General features: G+C 70.4%; 22 protein-coding genes and 2 pseudogenes. 14 read left to right on the top strand and 10 right to left on the bottom strand.

Annotation, left to right across the window (positions count from 1 at the left end):
- Positions 1–148 precede the first annotated feature (148 nt).
- From ACQEV8_RS11440 to ACQEV8_RS11425, 4 genes are all read right to left on the bottom strand, one after another.
- On the bottom strand, positions 149–493 hold the full coding sequence (locus ACQEV8_RS11440; RefSeq protein ID WP_432959492.1) for a hypothetical protein: 345 nt from the start codon (positions 491–493) through the stop codon (positions 149–151).
- Between the two features lie 214 nt (positions 494–707).
- The gene (locus ACQEV8_RS11435) at positions 708–1,532 is read right to left on the bottom strand and encodes a thioredoxin domain-containing protein (RefSeq protein WP_432959490.1); all 825 of its coding nucleotides are present in this window, start codon (positions 1,530–1,532) and stop codon (positions 708–710) included.
- 76 nt (positions 1,533–1,608) lie between these two features.
- Positions 1,609–2,307 carry a hypothetical protein gene (locus tag ACQEV8_RS11430; protein ID WP_432959488.1) on the bottom strand — a complete coding sequence of 233 codons (699 nt, stop codon included), beginning with the start codon at positions 2,305–2,307 and terminating at the stop codon, positions 1,609–1,611.
- Positions 2,308–2,388: 81 nt separating this feature from the next.
- Positions 2,389–3,714: a DUF2252 domain-containing protein gene (locus ACQEV8_RS11425; protein ID WP_432959486.1), complete on the bottom strand. Its 1,326-nt coding sequence runs from the start codon at positions 3,712–3,714 to the stop codon at positions 2,389–2,391.
- A gap of 216 nt (positions 3,715–3,930) precedes the next feature.
- Here ACQEV8_RS11425 and dnaE point away from each other — a divergent pair.
- Positions 3,931–7,472, top strand: a pseudogene (gene dnaE / locus ACQEV8_RS11420) (DNA polymerase III subunit alpha).
- Positions 7,473–7,568: 96 nt separating this feature from the next.
- Here dnaE and ACQEV8_RS11415 read toward each other — a convergent pair.
- A complete protein-coding gene (locus ACQEV8_RS11415; protein WP_251057969.1) occupies positions 7,569–7,736 on the bottom strand; it encodes a hypothetical protein in 168 nt (55 codons plus the stop codon).
- A gap of 222 nt (positions 7,737–7,958) precedes the next feature.
- Between ACQEV8_RS11415 and ACQEV8_RS11410 the strand changes: the two genes are divergently transcribed.
- From ACQEV8_RS11410 to ACQEV8_RS11395, 4 genes are all read left to right on the top strand, one after another.
- Positions 7,959–9,167 carry an NYN domain-containing protein gene (locus ACQEV8_RS11410; protein ID WP_432959484.1) on the top strand — a complete coding sequence of 403 codons (1,209 nt, stop codon included), beginning with the start codon at positions 7,959–7,961 and terminating at the stop codon, positions 9,165–9,167.
- Positions 9,168–9,290: 123 nt separating this feature from the next.
- Entirely contained in the window at positions 9,291–10,265 is a 975-nt protein-coding gene (locus tag ACQEV8_RS11405; protein WP_432959483.1) for an ABC transporter ATP-binding protein, read from the top strand.
- Positions 10,266–10,372: 107 nt separating this feature from the next.
- Positions 10,373–11,194, top strand: a complete 822-nt coding sequence (locus ACQEV8_RS11400) for an ABC transporter permease (protein ID WP_432959481.1) — start codon at positions 10,373–10,375, stop codon at positions 11,192–11,194.
- Positions 11,195–11,250: 56 nt separating this feature from the next.
- A complete protein-coding gene (locus ACQEV8_RS11395) occupies positions 11,251–11,964 on the top strand; it encodes an AAA family ATPase (RefSeq protein ID WP_432959479.1) in 714 nt (237 codons plus the stop codon).
- Between the two features lie 172 nt (positions 11,965–12,136).
- Here the strand turns inward: ACQEV8_RS11395 and ybaK are convergent, their stop codons facing one another.
- The 4 genes from ybaK to ACQEV8_RS11375 all read right to left on the bottom strand — a co-directional run bounded on the left by ybaK (position 12,137) and on the right by ACQEV8_RS11375 (position 16,134).
- Positions 12,137–12,640, bottom strand: a complete 504-nt coding sequence (gene ybaK / locus ACQEV8_RS11390; protein ID WP_432959477.1) for a Cys-tRNA(Pro) deacylase — start codon at positions 12,638–12,640, stop codon at positions 12,137–12,139.
- 11 nt (positions 12,641–12,651) lie between these two features.
- Complete coding sequence (locus ACQEV8_RS11385; protein WP_432959476.1) at positions 12,652–13,392, bottom strand: LON peptidase substrate-binding domain-containing protein; 741 nt, start codon at positions 13,390–13,392, stop codon at positions 12,652–12,654.
- A gap of 11 nt (positions 13,393–13,403) precedes the next feature.
- Entirely contained in the window at positions 13,404–14,435 is a 1,032-nt protein-coding gene (locus tag ACQEV8_RS11380; protein WP_432959474.1) for a hypothetical protein, read from the bottom strand.
- Between the two features lie 121 nt (positions 14,436–14,556).
- The gene (locus ACQEV8_RS11375) at positions 14,557–16,134 is read right to left on the bottom strand and encodes an oxidoreductase (protein ID WP_432959472.1); all 1,578 of its coding nucleotides are present in this window, start codon (positions 16,132–16,134) and stop codon (positions 14,557–14,559) included.
- 196 nt (positions 16,135–16,330) lie between these two features.
- Between ACQEV8_RS11375 and hisD the strand changes: the two genes are divergently transcribed.
- From hisD to hisF, 8 genes and pseudogenes are all read left to right on the top strand, one after another.
- Positions 16,331–17,656: a histidinol dehydrogenase gene (gene hisD / locus ACQEV8_RS11370; protein ID WP_432959470.1), complete on the top strand. Its 1,326-nt coding sequence runs from the start codon at positions 16,331–16,333 to the stop codon at positions 17,654–17,656.
- The gene (locus ACQEV8_RS11365) at positions 17,653–18,765 is read left to right on the top strand and encodes a histidinol-phosphate transaminase (protein WP_432959469.1); all 1,113 of its coding nucleotides are present in this window, start codon (positions 17,653–17,655) and stop codon (positions 18,763–18,765) included. The genes hisD and ACQEV8_RS11365 overlap by 4 nt, the downstream gene beginning before the upstream one ends.
- On the top strand, positions 18,762–19,355 hold the full coding sequence (gene hisB, locus ACQEV8_RS11360; RefSeq protein ID WP_030248649.1) for an imidazoleglycerol-phosphate dehydratase HisB: 594 nt from the start codon (positions 18,762–18,764) through the stop codon (positions 19,353–19,355). The genes ACQEV8_RS11365 and hisB overlap by 4 nt, the downstream gene beginning before the upstream one ends.
- Positions 19,352–19,516, top strand: coding sequence for a hypothetical protein (locus ACQEV8_RS11355; protein ID WP_355826654.1), 165 nt, complete (start codon positions 19,352–19,354; stop codon positions 19,514–19,516). Before hisB ends, ACQEV8_RS11355 begins: the two co-directional genes overlap by 4 nt.
- Positions 19,507–20,156: pseudogene (gene hisH, locus ACQEV8_RS11350) on the top strand (imidazole glycerol phosphate synthase subunit HisH). The gene ACQEV8_RS11355 and the pseudogene hisH overlap by 10 nt, the downstream one beginning before the upstream one ends.
- Before the next feature lie 17 nt (positions 20,157–20,173).
- Positions 20,174–20,896, top strand: coding sequence for a bifunctional 1-(5-phosphoribosyl)-5-((5-phosphoribosylamino)methylideneamino)imidazole-4-carboxamide isomerase/phosphoribosylanthranilate isomerase PriA (priA, locus tag ACQEV8_RS11345; protein WP_432959466.1), 723 nt, complete (start codon positions 20,174–20,176; stop codon positions 20,894–20,896).
- Entirely contained in the window at positions 20,893–21,288 is a 396-nt protein-coding gene (locus tag ACQEV8_RS11340) for a RidA family protein (protein ID WP_432959465.1), read from the top strand. Before priA ends, ACQEV8_RS11340 begins: the two co-directional genes overlap by 4 nt.
- On the top strand, positions 21,285–22,040 hold the full coding sequence (gene hisF, locus ACQEV8_RS11335; RefSeq protein WP_432959463.1) for an imidazole glycerol phosphate synthase subunit HisF: 756 nt from the start codon (positions 21,285–21,287) through the stop codon (positions 22,038–22,040). The genes ACQEV8_RS11340 and hisF overlap by 4 nt, the downstream gene beginning before the upstream one ends.
- A 50-nt stretch (positions 22,041–22,090) precedes the next feature.
- Here hisF and ACQEV8_RS11330 read toward each other — a convergent pair whose 3' ends face one another.
- Positions 22,091–22,726: a TIGR03085 family metal-binding protein gene (locus tag ACQEV8_RS11330; RefSeq protein WP_432959462.1), complete on the bottom strand. Its 636-nt coding sequence runs from the start codon at positions 22,724–22,726 to the stop codon at positions 22,091–22,093.
- 84 nt (positions 22,727–22,810) lie between these two features.
- Here ACQEV8_RS11330 and hisI point away from each other — a divergent pair, with 84 nt between their 5' ends.
- Positions 22,811–23,206, top strand: coding sequence for a phosphoribosyl-AMP cyclohydrolase (gene hisI / locus ACQEV8_RS11325; protein WP_432959460.1), 396 nt, complete (start codon positions 22,811–22,813; stop codon positions 23,204–23,206).
- Positions 23,207–23,215: the final 9 nt, after the last annotated feature.

Here is a 23,215-nt window from a genome sequence, read left to right as displayed (position 1 = left end):
CGGAACGTGATCTGTGTCACGGTTCGCATTCGCCGTGCGGTGCCGCTCCCACCACGACGAAGCGCCCCCTCGGCCTTGTTGAAGGAATTCCGAGGGGGCGTTTCAAGTAATTGCGGAACTGGCCGGACGTCAGCCGATTCGGGCGCGGTCAGCAGTGCTTCACCGTGCCCGACTTGAGAGCCAGGTGTCCATTGTAGATCCACCCCTCGCTCACGCGGGTCCACTGGTTGCCGTATTGATTCGTGATGTAGCACCAGGCGTTCAGGTCGTGGCCCGGCGCCATGCTCTTCACCGCCGTGCACTTCGACGAGGGCTCGTTGTACGCCTTCGCGCCGCCCACGACCACGACAACCCCGTTGGATATGTTCTTCGCCGACACATGATCGCAGGCTGCAGCAGCCGCCGTGCCCGCGGTCGCCACGTTCAGCGCGATGCCGCTCATGGTCAGCGCGGTCGCTCCCAGTGCCGCCGCCAACTTCTTGTGGAACCCCATGTGTACCCCTCGTGGTCTTACCAAGATCGTTTTGCAAACCTTGATTCAACTGGCAGTCGATGGAGTCCACCACAGGGTTTCCGGAAAACATCTGGCCGAAATTTTGCCTGGCGGGAGCTGGATGGCGGACATATCGGGTGACGATGGGGCGTGTTGTGTCCCGGGACTGAAGCCGGCCCGGGACACTTCCCCTTCTTCACGTGGGCTGTCGGAACTAAGACTTGAGAGCCTTCTGTATTGCCGTATTGAAGTCGGGGACCGACATGGGCGCGCTCTTGCCGTCGCTGCCGGTGACCTTCTTTCCGTCCATCACCAGCGACGGCGTGCCCTGGAAATCGTACTTGGCGCCGTCGGTGTCGAACTTCTTGCTCATGACCAGCGCCCACTTGTCGTACGTGCCGTCCTTCACGGCCGTCTGGAACTTCTTGTTGCCCTTCAGGCCGTCGACGGAATTCGCAACGTCGATCAGGTAGTCGTCGTCCTTGAACTTGTCTTCGGTCTCTTCGGGGTGGTACTTCGTCGAGTAAAGCGCGGACTTGTACTTGAGGAAGGCCTCGGGGCTGACATTGAGGGCGGCCCCCAGCGCGCTGAGGGCGTTCTTGGAGCCCACTCCCGGAACGTTGTTGTCGATGAACGTCGCGCCGACGAACTGGATCTTGTACTTGCCGTCCTCGACGTCCTTGTCGAGGGTCGAGCCGACGGTCTGCTCGAACTGGGCGCAGGCCGGGCAGCGTGGGTCCTCGTAAACGGCCAAGGTCTTCTTGGCGCTGTCCTTGCCGATGACGACAGTGGTGCCGTCCTTGCCCGAGCTGTTGGCCGGCTTGACGAGCTTGGCGTTCTTCGCGGCCTCCCAGCTATCGGGCTTGTTGGCCTGGACGATCGCGTAACCCACGCCGCCCGCCGCCGCCAGGACGCCGACGACCGAGAGGGCGACGACGACCTGCCGCTTGGTCTTGGCCCGCTTGGCCTCGCGCTCACGCTCGATGCGCAGTCGCTCTCGGGCCGCCGTCTTCGCCGCCTGGCTGTTCCGCTTACTCATGTTGGTGATCTCCGTGGGACGAGCACACAGGTGTGTGCGGGATACGTATGGGTGGGCCGTCGTGCTCAGGTGCTGTTCACGCGCGGGTGAACGCGGGCGAGCACGGCGGACCACGCCGTCCCAGGGAGTACACGAGGAGGAGACTGCGGGCGGAGGCCGCACGGTGGGCGGGGCGGGGCAGGCGCCGGACCGGAGTGGCCCGGCGCACGGTCACCGCGGCGACCGCCAGCAGCAGTGGACGGAACGTGGTCGCCGCCACTGCCCGCACCAATTGGGTCAGTGCCCGCTCCCCACGGCGCAGCCACGCGGCGGCGACGAGTCCGACGCCGACGTGCGCCCCGAGCAGGAGCCAGGCTGTGGCCGGGTCGGCGTGGGCCAGGAGACCGCCGAGCCTGTCGGGTTCGGCGCCGGCGACCTGCGCCAGCGGGGTTCCCACCCGGGTTCCATCGCCGCACAGCACGTCCCAGCCGACCGAGGCCAGCGGGCCGGCGACCGGCCCGCCCGCCTTGCCGTAGCAGACGTGCTGGCCTGTGGTGAGGATCGTGTCGGCGGCCAGCTCCAACGGGATCAACAGGGCGGCGATCCGGCCGAAGGTCCGCTCACGTCCGGCCAGGGCGTACGCGAGGGCGAACACAGCGGCCGTGAGCAGAGCCACCGTGTTCAACGGCAGCGGTGCGCGCGACAGCAGCACGTGCGACGCGGTGCTGAGTGTCACGACCACTGCCGTGAACAGCGCCGCGCGTACGGCTCTGAGCTGGATCCCGGATATGTCCATAGCGAAAGGAGAGTCTGTCATGGGGGCCGGTAAGGGACCCCTAAAGGATGCCTGTGGGGGAGCGGATGGCGAAAGCCCCGGCTACAGGCCCGGGATCCGGCCGTTGCGGAACAGGTCCACGAAGGCCTGGTGGTCGGCACGGGCGCGTGCGCCGTAGCTGTGCGCGAAGTCGACCAGCAGGGGCGGGAAGCCGTCCTCGTCGGCCGCGATCGCCGCGTCGATGGCCCGCTCCGTGGAGAACGGCACCAGGGACTCCCCGGACTGGTCGTCCGCCGCCGAGTGCATCGTGGCCGTCGCCCGGCCGAGGTCGGCCACCACCTGGGCGATCTCCTCCGGGTCGTCGATGTCGCCCCAGTCGAGATCCACGGCGTACGGCGAGACCTCGGCGACCAGCTGGCCCGAGCCGTCCAGCTCCGTCCAGCCCAGCCACGGGTCGGCGTGCGCCTGGAGGGCGCGCTGGGAGATGACTGTGCGGTGCCCCTCGTGCTGGAAGTAGCCGCGGATCGCCTGGTCCGTGATGTGCCGGGAGACGGCCGGGGTCTGGGCCTGCTTGATGTAGATCACGACATCGTTCTCCAGGGCGTCGCTGTGGCCCTCCAGGAGGATGTTGTACGACGGCAGCCCCGCCGAGCCGATGCCGATGCCGCGCCGGCCGACGACGTCCTTCACCCGGTAGGAGTCCGGGCGGGCCAGGGAGCTGTCCGGCAGCGTCTCCAGGTAGCCGTCGAAGGCGGCGAGGACCTTGTAGCGCGTGGCCGCGTCCAGCTCGACGGAGCCGCCGCCCGGCGCGAAGCGGCGCTCGAAGTCGCGGATCTCCGTCATCGACTCCAGCAGTCCGAACCGGGTCAGCGAGCGGGCGTCGCGCAGCGCGTCCAGCAGCGGGCCCTGCGCGGTGTCCAGCGTGAACGGCGGCACCTCGTCGCTCTTCGCACCCGTGGCCAGGGCGTGGATCCGCTCGCGGTAGGCCACCGCGTAGATCGTCACCAGCTCGGAGATCTGCTCGTCGCTGAGCGCCTTCGCGTACCCGATCAGCGCGATCGACGCGGCGAAGCGCTTCAGGTCCCAGGTGAAGGGGCCGACGTAGGCCTCGTCGAAGTCGTTGACGTTGAAGATCAGCCGGCCGTTCGCGTCCATGTACGTGCCGAAGTTCTCCGCGTGGAGGTCTCCGTGGATCCACACGCGCGAGGTGCGCTCGTCCAGGTACGGTCCGCCCCGCTTCTCAGCGTCGAGGTCCTTGTAGAAGAGGCACGCCGTGCCCCGGTAGAAGGCGAAGGCCGAGGCCGCCATCTTCCGGAACTTCACACGGAACGCGGCCGGGTCGGCGGCCAGCAGCTGGCCGAAGGCGGTGTCGAAGACGGCGAGGATCTCCTCACCGCGGTGCTCGTCGTCGAGCGGCGGGAACGACATCGCTGGGTGCCTCCTGGTGCAGACGTTTCAAGGCGGCAGGTCCGCCCTCTGACTAACGTGCGGAGGGCCGCGGGAGTGCCCGCGGCCGTCGCCTGAAGGTACGCGGGTCAGGCCTCGGAGTGTCAGTGCCGAGGCATAGACTTCGACGCTGTCCCCCAGACTCTCCGCAGCCTGCCGGACCCCGTTCGACCCACGTTCTCTCTGGAGGCCGAAGCCGTGTCAAAGCCGCCGTTCACGCACCTGCACGTCCACACCCAGTACTCGCTGCTGGACGGTGCCGCGCGGCTGAAGGACATGTTCAACGCGTGCAACGAGATGGGCATGTCCCACATCGCCATGTCCGACCACGGCAACCTCCACGGGGCGTACGACTTCTTCCACACCGCGCAGAAGGCCGGGGTCACGCCGATCATCGGCATCGAGGCGTACGTCGCGCCCGAGTCCCGCCGCAACAAGCGCAAGATCCAGTGGGGCCAGCCCCACCAGAAGCGGGACGACGTCTCCGGCTCCGGTGGTTACACCCACAAGACCATGTGGGCGGTGAACAGCACCGGCCTGCACAACATCTTCCGCCTGTCCTCCGACGCCTACGCGGAGGGCTGGCTGCAGAAATGGCCCCGGATGGACAAGGAGACCATCTCCCAGTGGTCCGAGGGCATCGTCGCCTCCACCGGCTGCCCCTCCGGCGAGGTCCAGACCCGGCTGCGCCTCGGCCACTTCGACGAGGCCCTCAAGGCCGCCGCCGACTACCAGGACATCTTCGGCAAGGAGCGCTACTTCCTGGAGCTGATGGACCACGGCATCGAGATCGAGCGCCGGGTCCGTGACGGCCTGCTGGAGATCGGCAAGAAGCTCGGCATCCCCCCGCTGGTCACCAACGACTCGCACTACACCTACTCGCACGAGGCGTCCGCCCACGACGCCCTGCTGTGCATCCAGACCGGCAAGAACCTCTCCGACCCCGACCGCTTCCGGTTCGACGGCACCGGCTACTACCTGAAGTCCACCGACGAGATGTACGCCATCGACTCCTCGGACGCCTGGCAGGAGGGCTGCGCCAACACCCGGCTGATCGCCGAGATGGTCGACACCACGGGCATGTTCGAGAAGCGCGACCTGATGCCCAAGTTCGACATCCCGGAGGGGTACACGGAGGTCAGCTGGTTCCGCGAGGAGACCCTGCGCGGCATGCAGCGCCGCTTCCCGGACGGCATCCCGGACGACCGCACCAAGCAGGTCGAGTACGAGATGGACACCATCATCTCGATGGGCTTCCCGGGCTACTTCCTCGTGGTCGCCGACTTCATCATGTGGGCCAAGAAGCAGGGCATCGCGGTCGGCCCCGGCCGAGGCTCCGCGGCCGGCTCGATCGTCGCCTACGCCCTCGGCATCACCGACCTCGACCCCATCCCGCACGGCCTGATCTTCGAGCGGTTCCTCAACCCCGAGCGCATCTCCATGCCCGATGTCGACATCGACTTCGACGAGCGCCGGCGCGTCGAGGTGATCCGGTACGTGACGGAGAAGTACGGCGCCGACAAGGTCGCCATGATCGGCACCTACGGCACCATCAAGGCCAAGAACGCGATCAAGGACTCCGCGCGCGTGCTGGGCTACCCGTATGCGATGGGTGACCGCCTCACCAAGGCCATGCCCGCCGACGTCCTCGGCAAGGGCATCAACCTCGACGGCATCACCAACCCCGAGCACCCCCGGTACTCGGAGGCTGGCGAGATCCGGGGATGTACGAGAACGAGCCGGACGTGAAGAAGGTCATCGACACCGCCAAGGGCGTCGAGGGCCTGGTCCGCCAGATGGGTGTGCACGCCGCCGGCGTGATCATGTCCAGCGAGACGATCACCGACCACGTCCCCGTCTGGGTCAGGCACACGGACAAGGTCACCATCACCCAGTGGGACTACCCGAGCTGTGAGTCGCTCGGCCTGCTGAAGATGGACTTCCTCGGCCTGCGCAACCTGACGATCATGGACGACGCCGTCAAGATGGTGAAGTCCAACAAGGGGATCGACATCGATCTCCTGAGCCTCCCGCTCGACGACCCCACGACCTTCGAACTGCTCCAGCGCGGCGACACCCTCGGTGTGTTCCAGTTCGACGGCGGCCCGATGCGCTCCCTGCTCCGGCTGATGAAGCCGGACAACTTCGAAGACATCTCCGCCGTGTCGGCCCTGTACCGCCCGGGCCCGATGGGCATGAACTCCCACACGAACTACGCGCTGCGCAAGAACGGCCAGCAGGACATCACGCCCATCCACAAGGAGCTCGAGGAGCCCCTCAGGGAGGTCCTGGACGTCACCCACGGCCTGATCGTCTACCAGGAGCAGGTGCAGAAGGCCGCCCAGATCATCGCCGGGTACTCGCTCGGCGAGGCCGACATCCTCCGCCGCGTCATGGGCAAGAAGAAGCCCGAGGAGCTGGCGAAGAACTTCGTCCTCTTCCAGGAGGGCGCCCGCAAGAAGGGCTTCAGCGACGAAGCCATCCAGGCCCTGTGGGACGTGCTGGTCCCCTTCGCCGGCTACGCGTTCAACAAGGCGCACTCCGCCGCGTACGGCCTGGTCTCGTACTGGACCGCGTACCTCAAGGCCAACCACCCCGCCGAGTACATGGCCGCCCTGCTCACCTCGGTGAAGGACGACAAGGACAAGTCGGCCGTCTACCTCAACGAGTGCCGCCGCATGGGCATCAAGGTCCTCCCGCCGGACGTCAACGAGTCGATGTCCAACTTCGCGGCCCAGGGCGACGACGTGATCCTCTTCGGCCTCTCCGCCGTCCGCAACGTCGGTACGAACGTCGTCGAGTCGATCATCAGGTGCCGCAAGGCCAAGGGGAAGTACGTCTCCTTCCCCGACTACCTCGACAAGGTGGAGGCGGTGGTCTGCAACAAGCGCACCACCGAATCGCTGATCAAGGCCGGCGCCTTCGACGCCATGAACCACACCCGCAAGGGCCTGACCGCGCACTACGAGCCGATGATCGACAACGTGGTCGCGGTCAAGCGCAAGGAGGCCGAGGGCCAGTTCGACCTCTTCGGGGGGATGGGCGAGGCGGCCGAGACCAGCGAGCCGGGCTTCGGTCTCGACGTGGAGTTCTCCCCCGAGGAGTGGGACAAGACGTATCTTCTCGCCCAGGAGCGGGAGATGCTCGGTCTGTACGTCTCCGACCACCCGCTGTTCGGTCTGGAGCACATCCTGTCCGACAAGGCGGACGCGGGCATCTCCCAGCTGACCGGAGGTGACTACTCCGACGGTTCCGTGGTGACCATCGGCGGCATCATCTCGGGCCTCCAGCGCAAGATGACCAAGCAGGGCAACGCCTGGGCCATCGCCACCGTCGAGGACCTCGCCGGCTCGATCGAGTGCATGTTCTTCCCCGCGACCTACCAGCTGGTCTCGACCCAACTCGTCGAGGATGCCGTGGTGTTCGTCAAGGGCCGCCTCGACAAGCGCGAGGACATTCCACGGCTCGTCGCGATGGAGCTGATGGTCCCGGACCTGTCGAACGCGGGTACCAACGCGCCCGTGATCCTCACCATCCCGGCCACCCGGGTCACCCCGCCGCTGGTCAGCCGCCTCGGCGAGGTGCTCAGCCACCACAAGGGCGACAGCGAGGTCCGGATCAAGCTCCAGGGACCGACCAAGACCACCGTGCTGCGTCTGGACCGGCACCGGGTGAAGCCGGACCCGGCGCTCTTCGGTGATCTGAAGGTGCTGCTGGGGCCGGCCTGCCTGGCCGGCTGAGGGCTCTTGATGCGCGTGAGGGGCGTACCCGGTACCGGGTACGCCCCTCACGCGCATGCGCATACGGGTGGGTCTCAACGACCCGTCACGCAGATGTCAGTTGTGGCCGAAGCTGCGCTTCCGCTTGCGGGTCGCGATGTCGCCGGGGGCGGCCACCTCGACCTCGGGCTGGGGTTCCGTCTGCGCCGCGGGGCTGCGGTCCGCCCGCTGGCCACGCTCGGTGGGACGCTGCTGCTTACGGTCACGGTTCTTGTTCTTGGCCATGGTGATGCCTCCTGTGGGGGATCTAGGGGCCAGGGCCGCGTCCAGATTCACACAGGCCGACAACGATCGCATGTCGGACAATTACCGTGCGTGACAGGGCTGGTCGGAGCGGGAACCCCCGAAACGCCACGCCGAAGATCGAGTTCCGGCCGTTAACCTCCGCACCGTCGGGCAGACTCGAAGCAAGCCCGAAGCAAACCTCCTGGGAAGAGGGTGAGTCGTGTGGACCGCTGCATCGTCCTGGTGGACGCCGGGTATCTGCTGGGAGCGGCGGCGAGTCTCCTCGCCGGGGAGCCCTCACGATCTCGCATCACCGTCGACCACACGGCCCTCATCCAGGGGCTGCGCGAACGCGCCGAATCCGATACGCAGCAGCCCCTGCTGCGCATCTACTGGTTCGACGGCGCCCCCGACCGCGTCCCGCAGCCCGAGCACCGCCGGCTGCGCGTGATGCCCCGGGTCACCGTCAGGCTGGGCGCGCTGACCCGCAGCGACGGCCGCTGGGCGCAGAAGGGCGTGGACGCCGCGATGCACGCCGAGCTCACCGAGCTGGCCCGCAACCGCGCCTGCTCCGACATCGTCCTCGTCACCGGCGACGGCGATCTGCTGCCCGGCATGATGGCCGCCAAGGAGCACGGCGTCGCGGTCCATCTGTGGGCCGTCCAGGCCGCCGACGGCGACTACAACCAGTCCGAGGACCTGGTCGCCGAGGCCGACGAGCGACGCGTCCTGGACCGCACGTGGATCACCAAGGCGGTCCGCGCCAAGGAGTACACCGGCGTGTGCGCCCCGCAGCCCGTGCCCCGGCCCGAGATCGCCGCGATCCTCTCCGCGCCGCTGCCCGAGTCCTCGCTCGCCGCGGCCGAGCGGCCCGCCCCGCCGCCCCCGCACTCGGTGGCCGGCCCCGGGCAGAACGGCACCGAGGAGCGGGTTCCCGCCCCCAAAGGCGTTCCCACGCCCAAAGACCTGGCGGCCCTGCGCGCCCCCGGAGCCCAGCCCGCCCAGCCCCCTGCCTCAGCCACCCTTCGCTGGTCTTCCGACAAGGGCTGGGTCGACCGGCCCACGGCCGAGCCCCCGGAGGCCGCCTCGATGCCGACGCTCGCCCAGCTGACCACGGCCGAGCAGCGGTGGGCCGACCGCGAGGAGGACATCACCACGGTCGGCGGCGACCCGTACGAGGTGGGGCAGGTCTTCGCACGGCGCTGGGTGGAGCGCCTCGGCGACCAGGGCCAGCTGCCGAAACTCTCCGGTATGTACCCGCGCATCCCGCACCGGGTCGACGGGGAGCTGCTGCGCTACGCCGCCCGCTTCGGCCTGCTCGCCCACAAGGACGACCAGATCGACGAGCGGGACCGGTACGCCATCCGGGCCGGTTTCTGGCGGGAGATCGGCGTGCGCACGGGCGTGGAGCACACGCCTGTCGGCGACTGAGATCCTTGCGAGCGGATTTCCCGGAACGGACCGACCCGAGAGCCGGGCGGGGTTCCCGACCCCGTAGTCTCGTCCCTTGTGAGTAAGCGCGCGGCACAGGCATTTCGGCACGATGGTGACGTCGTGTGCGCGGTCCGCGGGCTGACCAAGACCTATCCGGCGGTCCGGGGCCGGCGCGGCGCGCCCGGAACACCCGAGGTCCGGGCCACGGACGACGTACGGCTGAACATCCGGCGCGGCGAGATCTTCGGCCTGCTCGGGCCGAACGGCGCCGGCAAGTCCACCCTCGTACGGCAGCTCACCGGGCTGATGCGGCCCGACCGCGGCAGTGTGGAGATCCTCGGGCACGACATCGTGCGCCACCCGGAACGGGCCGCGCGCATCCTCGCCTACCTCGGTCAGGAGTCGACCGCCCTCGACGAACTGACCGTGTCGCTCGCCGCCGAGACCACCGGGCGGCTGCGCGGCCTGGACGTACGGGCCGCGCGGGCCGAGCGGGACGACGTCCTCGACGAGCTGGGGCTCGCGTCCCTCGCCGGACGGCCGCTGAAGAAGCTCTCCGGGGGCCAGCGGCGCCTGGCGTGCTTCGCCGCGGCGCTGGTGGGGGAGCGGTCGCTGCTCGTGCTCGACGAGCCGACCTCCGGCATGGACCCGGTGGCGCGGCGGGCCGTGTGGTCCGCCGTCGACCGGCGACGCGCCGAACGGGGGACGACGGTGCTGCTCGTCACCCACAACGTCATCGAGGCCGAGACCGTACTGGACCGGGTGGCCGTCCTCGACCGGGGGAAGGTGATCGCCTGCGACACCCCGGCCGGGCTCAAGGAACAGGTCGCCGGCGAGGTGCGGGTGGAGCTGGTCTGGCGGGACGCGCCGCCGCTGCACGTCCCCGAGGTCGCCGCGCTGCGGGACCGCGTCGTGGAGTCGGGCCGCCGCTGGACGCTCCGGCTCGGGCCCGAGGAGGCCCGGGCGGTCGTCGCCACCGTCACCGGCGGGGCCGCCTTCGCCGCCCTGGACGACTTCACGCTCGCCACGCCGAGCCTGGAGGACGTGTACCTGGCCCTGGGCGGTGCCGTGCAGCAGGGGCTGGTGAAGGCGTGAGGAGTACCCGGGCCCTGAGCGCGGGGGGCTTGAGCGCACAGGCCGCCGCATACGTACCGAACAGGGCGACTGCCGCAGTGGACCCGAGCGAAGGGGAGCAGCGCGACGTGAGTGTCGTACCCGCCGATGTCCTGCCGGGCAGTGCCCTGGCCGTGGAGGAGCCCGCCGCGTGCGCGGCCGAGCTCGGGCCCAGGGCGCGGCTGTGGCCCTCGCTGGCGGCCGTGTACCGGGCCCAGCTGTCCCGGGCGCGGGTCGCGCGGATCCCGCTGCTGTTCGTGGCGACCTTCCAGTCGATCGGGATCATGATCCTTATGCGCGGGGTCGTGGACGACGGGGCGGAGGCGCAGGCGGTCGTCGCCGGGTCTTCGGTCCTGGTCGTCGCCTTCGTCGCGCTGAACCTGCTCGCGCAGTACTTCGGGCAGCTGCGGGCCAGTGGCGGACTCGACCACTACGCGACCCTGCCGGTGCCGCCGGCGGCGGTGGTGCTGGGCGCGGCGGGTGCGTACGCCTCGTTCACCGTGCCGGGGACCATCGTGACGGCGGTGTTCGGCTGCGCCCTGTTCGGGCTGCCGCTGACCCATCTGTGGGTCCTCATGGCCGTGATCCCGCTCGCGGGCGCCGCGCTCGCCGGCCTGGGGGCGGCGCTGGGGCTGCTCGCGCCCCGGCCGGAGCTGGCCACGCTGCTCGGGCAGCTGGGCATGTCGGCGGCGCTGCTGCTGGGCGTGCTGCCGGCGGACAGGATGCCGGAGGTCGTGCGCTTCGCGCGGGATCTGCTGCCGTCGACCTACGGGGTCGAGGCCTTCGCGCGGACGTTCGGGCCGCATCCCGACTGGGCCTTCGTGCTCGGTGACCTCGCCGTGTGCGGGGTGGTGGGTGTCGTCTCGCTGGCCGTGGCGACCTGGGCGTACCGCCGGGCGGCCGTCCGTTGAGCGCGGAGCGGTCGTCCGGTGACGCGGCGCACAGTCGGGACTGGCACGATGGCAGGGTGACCGCACCACTGACTCCGCCACCGCCACCGCATGAACGTTCCGCGCAGGACGCATGGCAGCCGCCGGCCACCGGGCCCGGGGCGAACGGGCCCCAGGCTCCCGGGTCTCAGCACGCCGAGTACGCCGAGGGCGCCGGGCACGGCTGGTACGGACAGGACGGCCCCGGCATGAAGACCGAAGTGCGGGAAGCCGCCGTGATCTCCCTGGCTGTGGCGCTCGGCGGGGTGCTGCTCGGGGTGCTGTGGTGGTGGCTCGCGCCGCACGTGCCGCTGGTGGGTGACGTGGTGGAGGGCAACTGGGTCGTCTACCTCAAGGACACCGAGGGCGAGCAGGCGGTCGGGGTCGACGGCACGTTCACGCTTCTCGGGCTGGGCCTCGGGGTCGTCAGCGCGCTGGTCGTGTTCCTGCTGCGGCGGCGCGGGGGCGTGCCGCTGGTGGTGGGACTGGCCGTCGGCGGGCTCCTCGGGTCGCTGCTGGCATGGCGGCTCGGGGTGTGGCTCGGGCCCGCGGAGGATGTCATCGCGCGGGCGAGGGATGTGGGGCGGGGGGTGACGTTCTCCGCGCCGCTGAAGCTGGGCGCGAAGGGGGCGTTGCTGGCCTGGCCGCTTGCCGCGCTGGTGTTGCATCTGGGGCTTACGGCGTTGTTCGGGCCTCGGGATCCGGAGCCGGAGTTCGAGCACGGGCCTTATGAGGCACCGCCTGCCGCGTAGGTGCTCGGCGTTGGGGCTGGGGGCGGGGGGTTTCGCAGCCCGGCGTAGCGGGGTGCCTCCCCCACTCTCGGCTTCGCTCGAGCGGGAGGGACCCCCACCGCCCACCCGTGCCGCCCTGGGGGCACCTCCCAGGCCCTTAAGGCACTGGGGGAGGCACGCATGCCCGCAGACTCTAAGCCCGACCGACCGGTGCGAGTACCGCCTCCGTCAGCTTGGCCAAGTCCTCCGGCGACAGTTCCACCTCCAAGCCCCTGCGGCCCGCCGAGACGCAGATCGTGGGGTGGGAGGACGCCGACTCGTCGAGGACCGTCGGGAGCTTCTTGCGCTGGCCCAGCGGTGAGATGCCGCCCCTGACATAGCCCGTCGTGCGTTCCGCCAGGGTCGGGTCGGCCATCGTGGCGCGCTTGCCGCCGACCGCTGACGCCAGGGACTTGAGGTCCAGTTGGCCTGCCACCGGGACCACCGCGACCGTCAGCGCGCCGTCGACGTCCGCCACCAGGGTCTTGAACACCCGGTCAGGTGAGACGCCCATCGCCTCGGCCGCCTCCTCGCCGTAGGAGGGATGGGCGGGGTCGTGGTCGTAGGAGTGGACGGTGAAGTCCACGCCCGCCGTCGTGAGCGCGACCGTCGCGGGCGTGCCCCCCGGCTGCTGTTGCTTCTTCGACTTCTTCGCCATGCCGGTCCGCTTCAGTTGAGGCTCATCGGGCCGCGCGTCAGTTCCGACGCCGGCAACGACGGCAGACTACGGATGATGGCCGTCTCGGAGCGAAGGAGTTTCAGCTCGTCGCGCAGGCGGGACGCCGTGTCGGGGGCCTGGAGCAGGCGTTGCTTGGACGGGGTGTCCAGCATCATCGCCGCCGCCACCAGATACGACACCACGCCTGGCTCGTCGGGCAGCTCGGCACCGGTCGCCAGGGAGCGTTCCCGCGCGCCGGCCAGCCGCTTCTGGTACTGGCGGAAGGACCGCAGCACCCCTTCGGCCAACGGCGCGGCCTCGTCGCCGGGCTCCTCGGGCAGCGTCTCCAGCTCGGCCGTCAGAAAGGGGCCGGAGGCGTCGACGGACAGCAGCCGGGCCCGCGAGGTGCCGGTCGCCAGCACTTCGAAGGAGCCGTCGGTCCGCTCCCGGATCGTCGCCGCGTCCGCCACACAGCCCACCTTGTGGAACGCCTTGACCGGGTCCGCGCCGAAACCGGCCAGCGGGCCCTTCTCGGGCAGGGCAGTCGGGTCGGGCATGCCGGGTGCGCTCGGGGCCACCTCGTGGCCGTCGCGGATCGCCACGACGGCGAACCGGCGCGGCTCGTCCTCCGGGGTCTTCAGCAGCTCGCGCATCATGGCGCGATACCGCTCCTCGAAGACGTTGAGCGGGAGCACGAGCCCCGGGAACAGCACCGAGTTCAGGGGGAAGAGGGGGAGCCGGACGGTGGTCACGACGCAAAAGCCTAATGGTCGCCGGAGCGGACTCGTCCGCCCCGTTCACTCCGTGGATGCCAGGACGGCCGGCCTGCCGTCTCGGCCCGGACCTCGTCGCGTACCCGCAGGAAGTGTCCGAGGGGGTCCTCCGACACCTGGTCCCAGGGGAACGAGGTGGCGTACGGGCCGTTCAGCCGCAGCTGCTCGGCGGCGTCCGGCCAGCGCTCCAGGCGCACCAGGACGAAGATCAGCAGGTTCCGCATTCGGGCGGGCCAGGGGTCGGCCGCCGGCAGCAGCGGGGACAGCGCGATCGCCCGGTCGGCCGCCGCGTCCAGCCGCTCGCGGGGCACCTCGGGCCCGCACCCGTCGGTCAGGTAGCCGAAGGCCGCACGCAGCGGGAGTGCCTGGGCGAGCGCGTCGGCGGGCGCGTCCTGGGCGGCCCGGTCGGCGAAGTCGAAGCACTCCTGGTGCGAGCCGTGCCAGAAGGCGGCCAGATAGCGCAGGGCGGCCACATGAGAGCCGTAGTGGTGCGGGGCACGGCGTACGGCCGCCGCCCACAGCTCCTCGAAGTACTTGTGCCCCGCCCGTGCTCCCCGCGCATGGTGGAGCGCGAGCCGCCAGGGCACCGGGTCCCGCTGGTCGCCCCGGGCCGCGGCCGTGAGCAGCGGGCTCACCTCGCGCAGCAGCTCGGTGCGGGCCGGTGAGAGCCAGGCGCGGTCCACCGCCAGCTGGGCCCCGACCAGCAGCGCGTCGGGGTCGTGCGGGGCGGTGGCGAGCCAGGCGTCCAGCCATTCGGGGCGTGAGCGGGCGAAGGCGGCCAGCCGGGTCACGTACCGGTCGCGCCGTTCCCACTCGGCCACCGCGCGGGTGGCCTGGAGCAGCCCGGCGGCCGGTCCGTGATCGCCGCGGGCGGCGGCGACCAGCGCCGGACTCAGCCGCGCGTCGGGCGCGTCGAGCAGCACCTCGTCGTCGGCGAAAGGCCCGCTGACGAGGTGGCGGGCGGTCCTTGTCATCCGGCTCGCGCGGATGAACGGGAGCTGCAGAGCCATGGTGTCGACCATTGAAAGACCGCTGGTCACAGTGGCGCCAGAGGGTTCGGGGAACTCGCCGAAAGTTGTACGCCTCATGGTCAAGAGAAGGTAAAGGTGTGACGGTTCAACAACTGTGGCCACACCGGCACCATCAGTTGCGCCGCAGCAGTCGTGTGGCCCCCGCCGCCACCGTCGTCGCCAGGATCCAGCCCAGAAGGATCATCGCCGTCGCCAGCCACTGCCAGCCCCCGCGCAACTGCCAGAAACCCACCTGGCCCAGGTCGATGACCGGCAGCAGCAGATCGAGCGTGAAGAGCGTGGGGCTCCACTCCGGATGCTCGCCCCGCTTCAGCGGCGGATGGCCGGCCTGCGCGAAGGCGAACGAGCCCGCCGCCCACAGCACCGCCATCCACACGGCGGCCCGGCCCGGCCGGTACCCGTAGGCGACCGTCCAGTCCTGCACATAGCCCCACAGCTTGGCCGCCGGCGGCAGGCTCTCGCGGTGCCGGCGCTGCTTGGCGAGCAGCACCTCGCGGGCCTCCTGGTCCTCCCCGCCGGCCCGCAGCACGGACGCGAGACGCTCGTACGGCTCCGGGTTGTACTCGGCGGTCGCCGCCGCCACCCAGTCCAGCCGCTCGGCCAGCGGGAACGGGCCGCGCGGCACGAGATTCTCGTAGGCGAAGCCGCCCATGTGCAGCCGCCCCGGGCCGGGCCAGGCGTCCGCCCGGTCCATCAGGTTGATGACCTTCGCCCCCGACAGGACCACCCGCCCGCGCGCCGGATGCTCCCCGAGGAACCGCAGCTCAGGCGTCTGCACCCGGCGCAGTGACAGCTCCTGGTCCTCGGTGAGGTCGAACCGGGCCCGCTCGAAGTCGACGGCGTCGCCGAACCGCCCGTCGTCGAGCCGGATACCGCCCTCGCACTCGAACCGCTGGATCCGCGTGCCGCGTGCCGGGGTCATCCCGCTCATCGCCTGGGCGCCGACCCCCGCCGGGGTGAGGTACAGGCTGCGTTCGACGGTCAGCTGCGGGGCGTTCAGCGCGAGCCGCTCGTAGGGGTTGGCCAGGCGCGCGCCGCGCAGGCTCAGCGACACGCCGATGGTGGCGGCGCGCAGACTCAGCTCCCCGTTCGACTCCAGCAGCTCCGCCTGTAAGTCCTGGCCGACGGTCAGGCCGTCCGCGGCGATCGACCGGCCGCTGCGATCCGGGTGCGCGATCGCCTGGTTGAGCATCAGGTCCGTGCCGACCTGCGCGTCCGTGATCCGGATGCCGCGATGAAAGCGGCAGCGCGGCAGATGCAGATCGCCCTCGGTGTGCACCCGGGCGGCCTCGAGCCGCGGCACGGAGCAGTCCACCATCCGCAGGGTCGTGAAGCGGGCCTCCGGCAGCAGCACGTCCTGCTCGAACCGGCACTGGCGCATCTCGACGTACGGCACCACCGTGCCCCCCGCGAGATCCAGCGAGCCGCTGATCCGTATGCCCGCCAGCTTCAGCGCCGGCACCCGGCCTGCCAGGGCGGGCGGGCCGTCCAGGAGCAGCCAGCAGACGACCCGGGCCCGCACGGTCCGCTCCTCGCCCCACGGCCGGCCGCCGTGCGGATCGTCCACCAGCGGGTCACCGCTGCTCAGGTCGTACACGCTGCCGTCGCGGAAGGCCTGCCACATGCCGGCCTCGACCGCGGTCAGGTCCTCGGGCACATCCCCGGCACGCACGCCGGCCCCCTCGGTCACACTCTTCCCTTCCTCCCCGGGTACTCGCGGGTTGGTTGCTTCGTACAACAGTTCATGCCCGCTGGGTGACACCCCGAACGCGAAACGTGCTGTGCTTTGTGGGGGACGCCCCCACAGCCCCGGGATCTTCGCCGTTCTGTATCAGCCATTGATACGCGCGGACGACGCCTCAACCAGGTCTGAGAGAATTGGGCACGTGATCTCCCGAATCGATCTGCGCGGCGACGCCCTCCCCGAGGGCACCGCTCTGCGTGACCTGCTGCCCCGAGCCGAATTCGACGTAGCGGCCGCCCTGGAGAAGGTGCGTCCGATCTGCGAGGACGTGCATCATCGGGGCGACGCGGCGCTGATCGACTTCGCCGAGCGGTTCGACGGGGTCAGGCTCGACCGGGTGCGGGTACCGGCCGCCGCCCTCACCCGCGCGCTGGAGGAGCTCGACCCGGCCGTGCGCGCGGCCCTGGAGGAGTCCGTCCGCCGCGCCCGGATCGTCCACCGCGCACAGCGCCGCGACACGCACACCACCCAGGTCGTGCCCGGCGGCGCGGTCACCGAGAAGTGGGTACCGGTCCAGCGGGTCGGGCTGTACGCGCCCGGCGGCCGCTCGGTGTACCCGTCCTCCGTGATCATGAACGTGGTGCCCGCGCAGGAGGCCGGCGTCGAGTCGATCGCGCTCGCCTCACCAGCCCAGGCCCAGTTCGACGGCCTGCCGCACCCCACCATCCTCGCCGCCTGCGCGCTGCTCGGCGTCGACGAGGTGTACGCGGCCGGCGGGGCCACGGCCGTCGCGATGTTCGCCTACGGCACCGAGTCCTGCGCGCCCGCCGACATGGTCACCGGCCCCGGCAACATCTGGGTCGCCGCCGCCAAGCGCTACTTCACCGGAAAGATCGGCATCGACGCCGAGGCCGGCCCGACCGAGATCGCGGTCCTCGCCGACGACACGGCCGACCCGGTGCACGTCGCCTCCGACCTGATCAGCCAGGCCGAGCACGACCCGCTGGCCGCCGCCGTGCTCGTCACCGACTCCGTCGAGCTGGCGGACGCCGTGGAGAAGGAACTGGAGCCGCAGGTCGCGGCCACTCGGCACGTCGAGGACCGGATCGTCCCCGCCCTGTCCGGCAAGCAGTCCGCGATCGTGCTGGTCGACGGCGTCGACGAGGGCCTCAGGGTCGTCGACGCGTACGGCGCCGAGCACCTGGAGATCCAGACGGCCGACGCCGCCGCGGTGGCCGACCGGGTCCGCAACGCCGGCGCGATCTTCATCGGCCCCTGGGCCCCCGTCTCCCTCGGCGACTACGCGGCGGGATCCAACCACGTCCTGCCCACCGGCGGCTGCGCCTGCCACTCCTCGGGCCTGTCCGTCCAGTCCTTCCTGCGCGGCATCCACATCGTCGACTACACGAAGGACGCCCTGGCCGAGGTCGCGCACCATGTGGTGACGCTGGCGGAGGCGGAGGACCTGCCCGCGCACGGCGCGGCGATCAAGGCAAGGTTCGGCTGGAAGGTGCCGGAGAGCAAGTGAGCGACGTACGTATCGACGATCTCCCCGTACGGGACGAGCTGCGCGGCAAGTCCCCCTACGGCGCGCCCCAGCTGGACGTACCCGTACGGCTGAACACCAACGAGAACCCCTACCCGCTGCCCGAGCCGCTGGTCGAGCGCATCGCCGAGCGGGTCCGTGAGGCGGCGCGGAACCTCAACCGCTACCCGGACCGGGACGCGGTCGAGCTGCGCACCAGGCTCGCCGAGTACCTGACGGACACCTCCGGCCACGAGGTCGGACTGGCCAACGTCTGGGCCGCCAACGGCTCCAACGAGGTCATCCAGCAGCTGCTGCAGACCTTCGGCGGGCCGGGCCGCACCGCGATCGGCTTCGAGCCGTCGTACTCGATGCACGGGCTCATCTCGCGCGGCACGGGCACGGGCTGGATCTCCGGCCCGCGGTGCGACGACTTCACGATCGATCTCGCCGCCGCCCAGCAGGCCATCGCCGAGCACCGGCCGGACGTCGTCTTCGTCACCACCCCCAACAACCCCACGGGCAACGCGGTCCCGCCCGAGACGGTCCTCGCGCTGTACGAGGCCGCGCAGGCGGCCAAGCCGTCGATGGTCGTGGTGGACGAGGCGTACATCGAGTTCAGCCACGGCGACTCGCTGCTGCCGCTGATCGAGGGCCGCCCGAACCTCGTCGTCTCGCGCACGATGTCGAAGGCGTTCGGCGCGGCGGGCCTGCGTCTCGGCTACCTCGCCGCGCACCCGGCCGTCGTGGACGCCGTGCAGCTGGTCCGCCTGCCGTACCACCTGTCGGCCGTCACCCAGGCGACCGCCCTGGCCGCCCTGGAGCACACCGGCACCCTGCTGGGCTACGTCGAACAGCTCAAGGCCGAGCGGGACCGGCTGGTCACCGAACTGCGCGCGACCGGCTACGAGGTCGTCGAGTCCGATGCCAACTTCGTGCAGTTCGGCCGGTTCGAGGACGCGCACACGGCCTGGCAGAAGATCCTCGACCAGGGTGTCCTGGTACGGGACAACGGCATCCCCGGGTGGCTGCGGGTGTCGGCCGGAACCCCCGAAGAGAACGACGCGTTCCTCGACGCGGTCCGTGCACTGAAGAAGGAGCAGAGTCAATGAGCCGCACCGGACGCGTGGAGCGGACGACCAAGGAGACCACGGTCCTCGTCGAGATCGACCTCGACGGCACCGGCAAGACGGAGATCTCCACCGGCGTCGGCTTCTACGACCACATGCTCGACCAGCTCGGCCGGCACGGTCTGTTCGACCTGACCGTGAAGACCGAGGGCGATCTGCACATCGACTCGCACCACACCATCGAGGACACCGCCCTCGCGCTGGGTGCCGCCTTCAAGCAGGCCCTCGGCGACAAGGTGGGCATCTACCGCTTCGGCAACTGCACGGTCCCGCTGGACGAGTCCCTCGCGCAGGTCACCGTCGACCTGTCCGGCCGCCCCTACCTCGTGCACACCGAGCCCGAGAAGATGGCGCCGATGATCGGCGAGTACGACACCACGATGACGCGGCACATCCTGGAGTCCTTCGTGGCCCAGGCCCAGATCGCGCTGCACGTGCACGTGCCCTACGGGCGCAACGCACACCACATCGTGGAGTGCCAGTTCAAGGCGCTGGCCCGGGCCCTGCGCTACGCGTCCGAGCGTGACCCGCGCGCGGCCGGCATCCTCCCCTCCACGAAGGGCGCCCTGTGAACGGCATCTCGACCCTGCTGATCGTCGTCGGCCTGTTCCTCGCCGGCGGGATCTACTCCTTCGTCAAGCAGAAGATGCCCAAGGGCCTGATCGTGCTGCTGTCGATCGGCGCCGCGATGTGCCTGGTGGCCGGCGTCGTGAGGCTGGAGGTGTGGAATTGAGCACCCCTCAGAAAAGGGTGGTGGTCTTCGACTACGGCTTCGGCAACGTCCGCTCCGCCGAGCGTGCCCTCGCGCGCGCGGGAGCCGATGTCGAGATCACGCGTGACTACGACAAGGCCATGAACGCCGACGGGCTGCTCGTCCCGGGCGTCGGCGCCTTCGCCTCCTGCATGAAGGGCCTGCGCGAGGCGCGCGGCGACTGGATCGTCGACCGCAGGCTGTCCGGCGGCCGCCCGGTGATGGGCATCTGCGTCGGCATGCAGATCCTCTTCGCGCGCGGCATCGAGCACGGCGTGGAGACCGACGGCCTCGACGAGTGGCCCGGCTCGGTCGAGCCGCTCCAGGCCGACGTAGTGCCCCACATGGGCTGGAACACCGTGGAGGCCGCGGCCGGCTCGCAGCTGTTCGCCGGTCTGGACGCGGACGCGCGCTTCTACTTCGTGCACTCCTACGCCGTCCAGGACTGGTCGCTGGAGACCCACAACCCGACCATCGAGCCCCCAAGGTGACCTGGTCGACCCACGGCGAGCCGTTCGTCGCGGCCGTCGAGAACGGCGCCCTGTGGGCCACGCAGTTCCACCCCGAGAAGTCCGGCGACGCCGGAGCGCAGCTGCTGAACAACTGGATCGGAACCCTCTGATGTCCCCGAAGTCTTCCGTGAGGCTCGAACTCCTCCCCGCCGTCGACGTCCGTGACGGCCAGGCCGTCCGCCTGGTGCACGGCGAGTCCGGTTCGGAGACCTCCTACGGCTCCCCCCTGGAGGCCGCCCTCGCCTGGCAGCGCTCCGGTGCCGAGTGGCTGCACCTGGTCGACCTGGACGCCGCGTTCGGCACCGGGAACAACCGCGAGCTGATCGCCGAGGTCGCGCAGGCCATGGACATCAAGGTGGAGCTGTCCGGCGGCATCCGCGACGACGACACCCTCGCCGCCGCCCTGGCCACCGGCTGCAGGCGCGTGAACCTCGGCACGGCCGCCCTGGAGACTCCCGAGTGGGTCGCCAAGGTCATCGCCGAGCACGGCGACCAGATCGCCGTCGGCCTCGACGTACGCGGCACGACCCTGCGCGGCCGGGGCTGGACCCGCGACGGCGGCGACCTCTACGAGACGCTGGAGCGCCTCGACCAGGAGGGCTGCGCGCGGTACGTCGTCACGGACATCGCCAAGGACGGCACGCTCCAGGGCCCGAACCTGGAGCTGCTGCGCAACGTGTGCGCCGCCACCGACCGCCCGGTCGTGGCCTCCGGCGGCGTGTCCTCGCTGGACGACCTGCGGGCCATCGCCGAGCTCGTCCCCCTCGGTGTCGAGGGCGCGATCGTAGGGAAGGCGCTGTACGCGAAGGCGTTCACCCTGGAAGAGGCCTTGGAGGCTGTGTCGTCATGACCACCCGGCGCGTGCAGAGCGGAAGTCCCTGGGAAGAGTCCTTCGGTTTTGCACGCGCCGTCGAGGCGGGCGACCGGGTGCTGGTCGCGGGCACGACCGCCTTCAAGGGCGACGTGCTCTACGGCGAGGGCGACCCGTACGAGCAGGCCAAGGTGGCCTTCACCACCGCCCTGGAGGCGATCGCCGAGTTCGGACTCACCGCCGAAACCGTGATCCGCACCCGGGTGTATCTGGCCCACGCCCGGGACGTCGACGCGGTGGGCCGGGCCCACAAGGAACTGTTCGACACCGTACGGCCGGTCACGACCCTGCTGGTCGTGGAGGGTTTCATCGACTCCCGGGTCCTGGTATCGGTCGAAGTGGAAGCGTATAGAGGAGCCGTGGATTCATGACCCTGGCGGTCCGAGTCATCCCCTGCCTGGACGTGGACAACGGCCGGGTCGTCAAGGGCGTCAACTTCCAGAACCTGCGCGACGCGGGCGACCCCGTCGAGATGGCCAAGGTGTACGACGCCGAGGGCGCCGACGAGCTGACGTTCCTGGACATCACCGCCTCGTCGGGCAACCGCGAGACGACGTACGACGTGGTGCGCCGCACCGCCGAGCAGGTCTTCATCCCGCTCACGGTCGGCGGTGGCGTCCGTACGGCCGAGGACGTGGACAAGCTGCTGCGGGCGGGCGCGGACAAGGTCGGCGTCAACACGGCGGCGATCGCCCGGCCCGACCTGATCCGCGAGATCGCCGAGCGCTTCGGCCGGCAGGTCCTGGTCCTCTCGGTGGACGCCCGCCGCACCGAGTCGGGCTCCTTCGAGGTGACCACCCACGGCGGCCGTCGCGGCACCGGCATCGACGCCGTCGAGTGGGCGCACCGGGCCGCCGAGCTGGGCGCGGGCGAGATCCTGCTCAACTCGATGGACGCGGACGGCACGAAGGACGGCTACGACCTGGAGATGATCCAGGCCGTACGCAAGCACGTGACCGTCCCCGTCATCGCCTCGGGCGGCGCCGGCAAGCTCACCGACTTCCCACCGGCCGTCGCGGCGGGCGCGGACGCGGTGCTGGCCGCGTCCGTCTTCCACTTCGGTGACCTGCGCATCGGCCAGGTCAAGGAGACGCTGCGGGAGGCGGGTCACCCGGTGCGGTGACCCTGTCCCGGGCCCCGGCCACGCGGCCGGGGCTGTTTCCTGTCCTGCCCTCAGATCCCCAGCTGCTTCGTCTCGTGCAGCTTGGCGATCGCGTCCTCGTCGCCGTCCAGGTCGACCTTGGCCGCGCTCTGCCGGCCGTAGGAGAACAGGACCAGCTCGGACGGCTCGCCGGTCACCGTGACCACCGGGGTGCCGCGCTGGGCGACTGTCGTCTGGCCGTCGGGGCGGCGCAGGACCAGACCCGTCGGGACGCCGCGGCCCATCAGCCGGGCGGTGCGTTCCAGACGGGACCACAGGGCGTCCTGGAAGACCGCGTCGAGTTCGCGCGTCGACCAGTCGGGCTGGGCGCGCCGGATGTCCTCCGTGTGGACGTAGAACTCGACGATGTTCGACATCTCGTCGACCGGCTTGAGGGAGAAGGGCGAGAAGCGCGGCGGGCCCGTACGGATCAGCTGGATCAGCTCCTCGTACGGCTTGCCGGTGTACTCGGCCATCACCCGGTCCAGGCGGGACGCGAGCTGTTTGATCAGTATCCCGCCGGCGGCGTCCGGGCGGCGCTCGCGCACCACCACGTGCGCGGCGAGGTCCCGGGTCGTCCAGCCCTCGCACAGGGTGGGCGCGTCCGGGCCCGCGGTCTCCAACAGGTCGGCGAGGAGAAGTCGTTCACGCTTGGCATGGGTCGACATGCGGCCCAGCCTACGACCGCCCCGACGGTCCGCACAGCGGACACTCCACCCAGCCTGTCAGTGGCGCGCGGCACAATGGACGGCATGACCAGCATGTCCCCCCGGCCCAGCCGCCTCGACCCGGAGATCGCCGTGCGCCTCAAGCACAGCGCTGACGGCCTCCTGCCCGCCATCGCCCAGCAGTACGACACCGGAGAGGTGCTGATGCTCGGCTGGATGGACGACGAGGCACTGCATCGCACCCTGACCACCGGCCGCTGCACGTACTGGTCCCGCAGCCGCCAGGAGTACTGGGTCAAAGGCGACACCTCCGGCCACTTCCAGCGGGTCAGGTCCGTCGCCCTGGACTGCGACGCCGACACCGTGCTCGTCAAGGTCGACCAGGTAGGCGCCGCCTGCCACACCGGAGCCCGCACCTGCTTCGACGAGGACGTGCTGCTCAAGGACGGCGGTTCGGACGCCGCCGCCGCGGATCAGTAAGGTCAGCCG

Origin of the sequence: Streptomyces sp. CA-179760 (assembly GCF_050937045.1) — a bacterium.
Lineage (GTDB): Bacteria > Actinomycetota > Actinomycetes > Streptomycetales > Streptomycetaceae > Streptomyces.
This window is presented reverse-complemented; position numbering and strand designations above follow the sequence as displayed.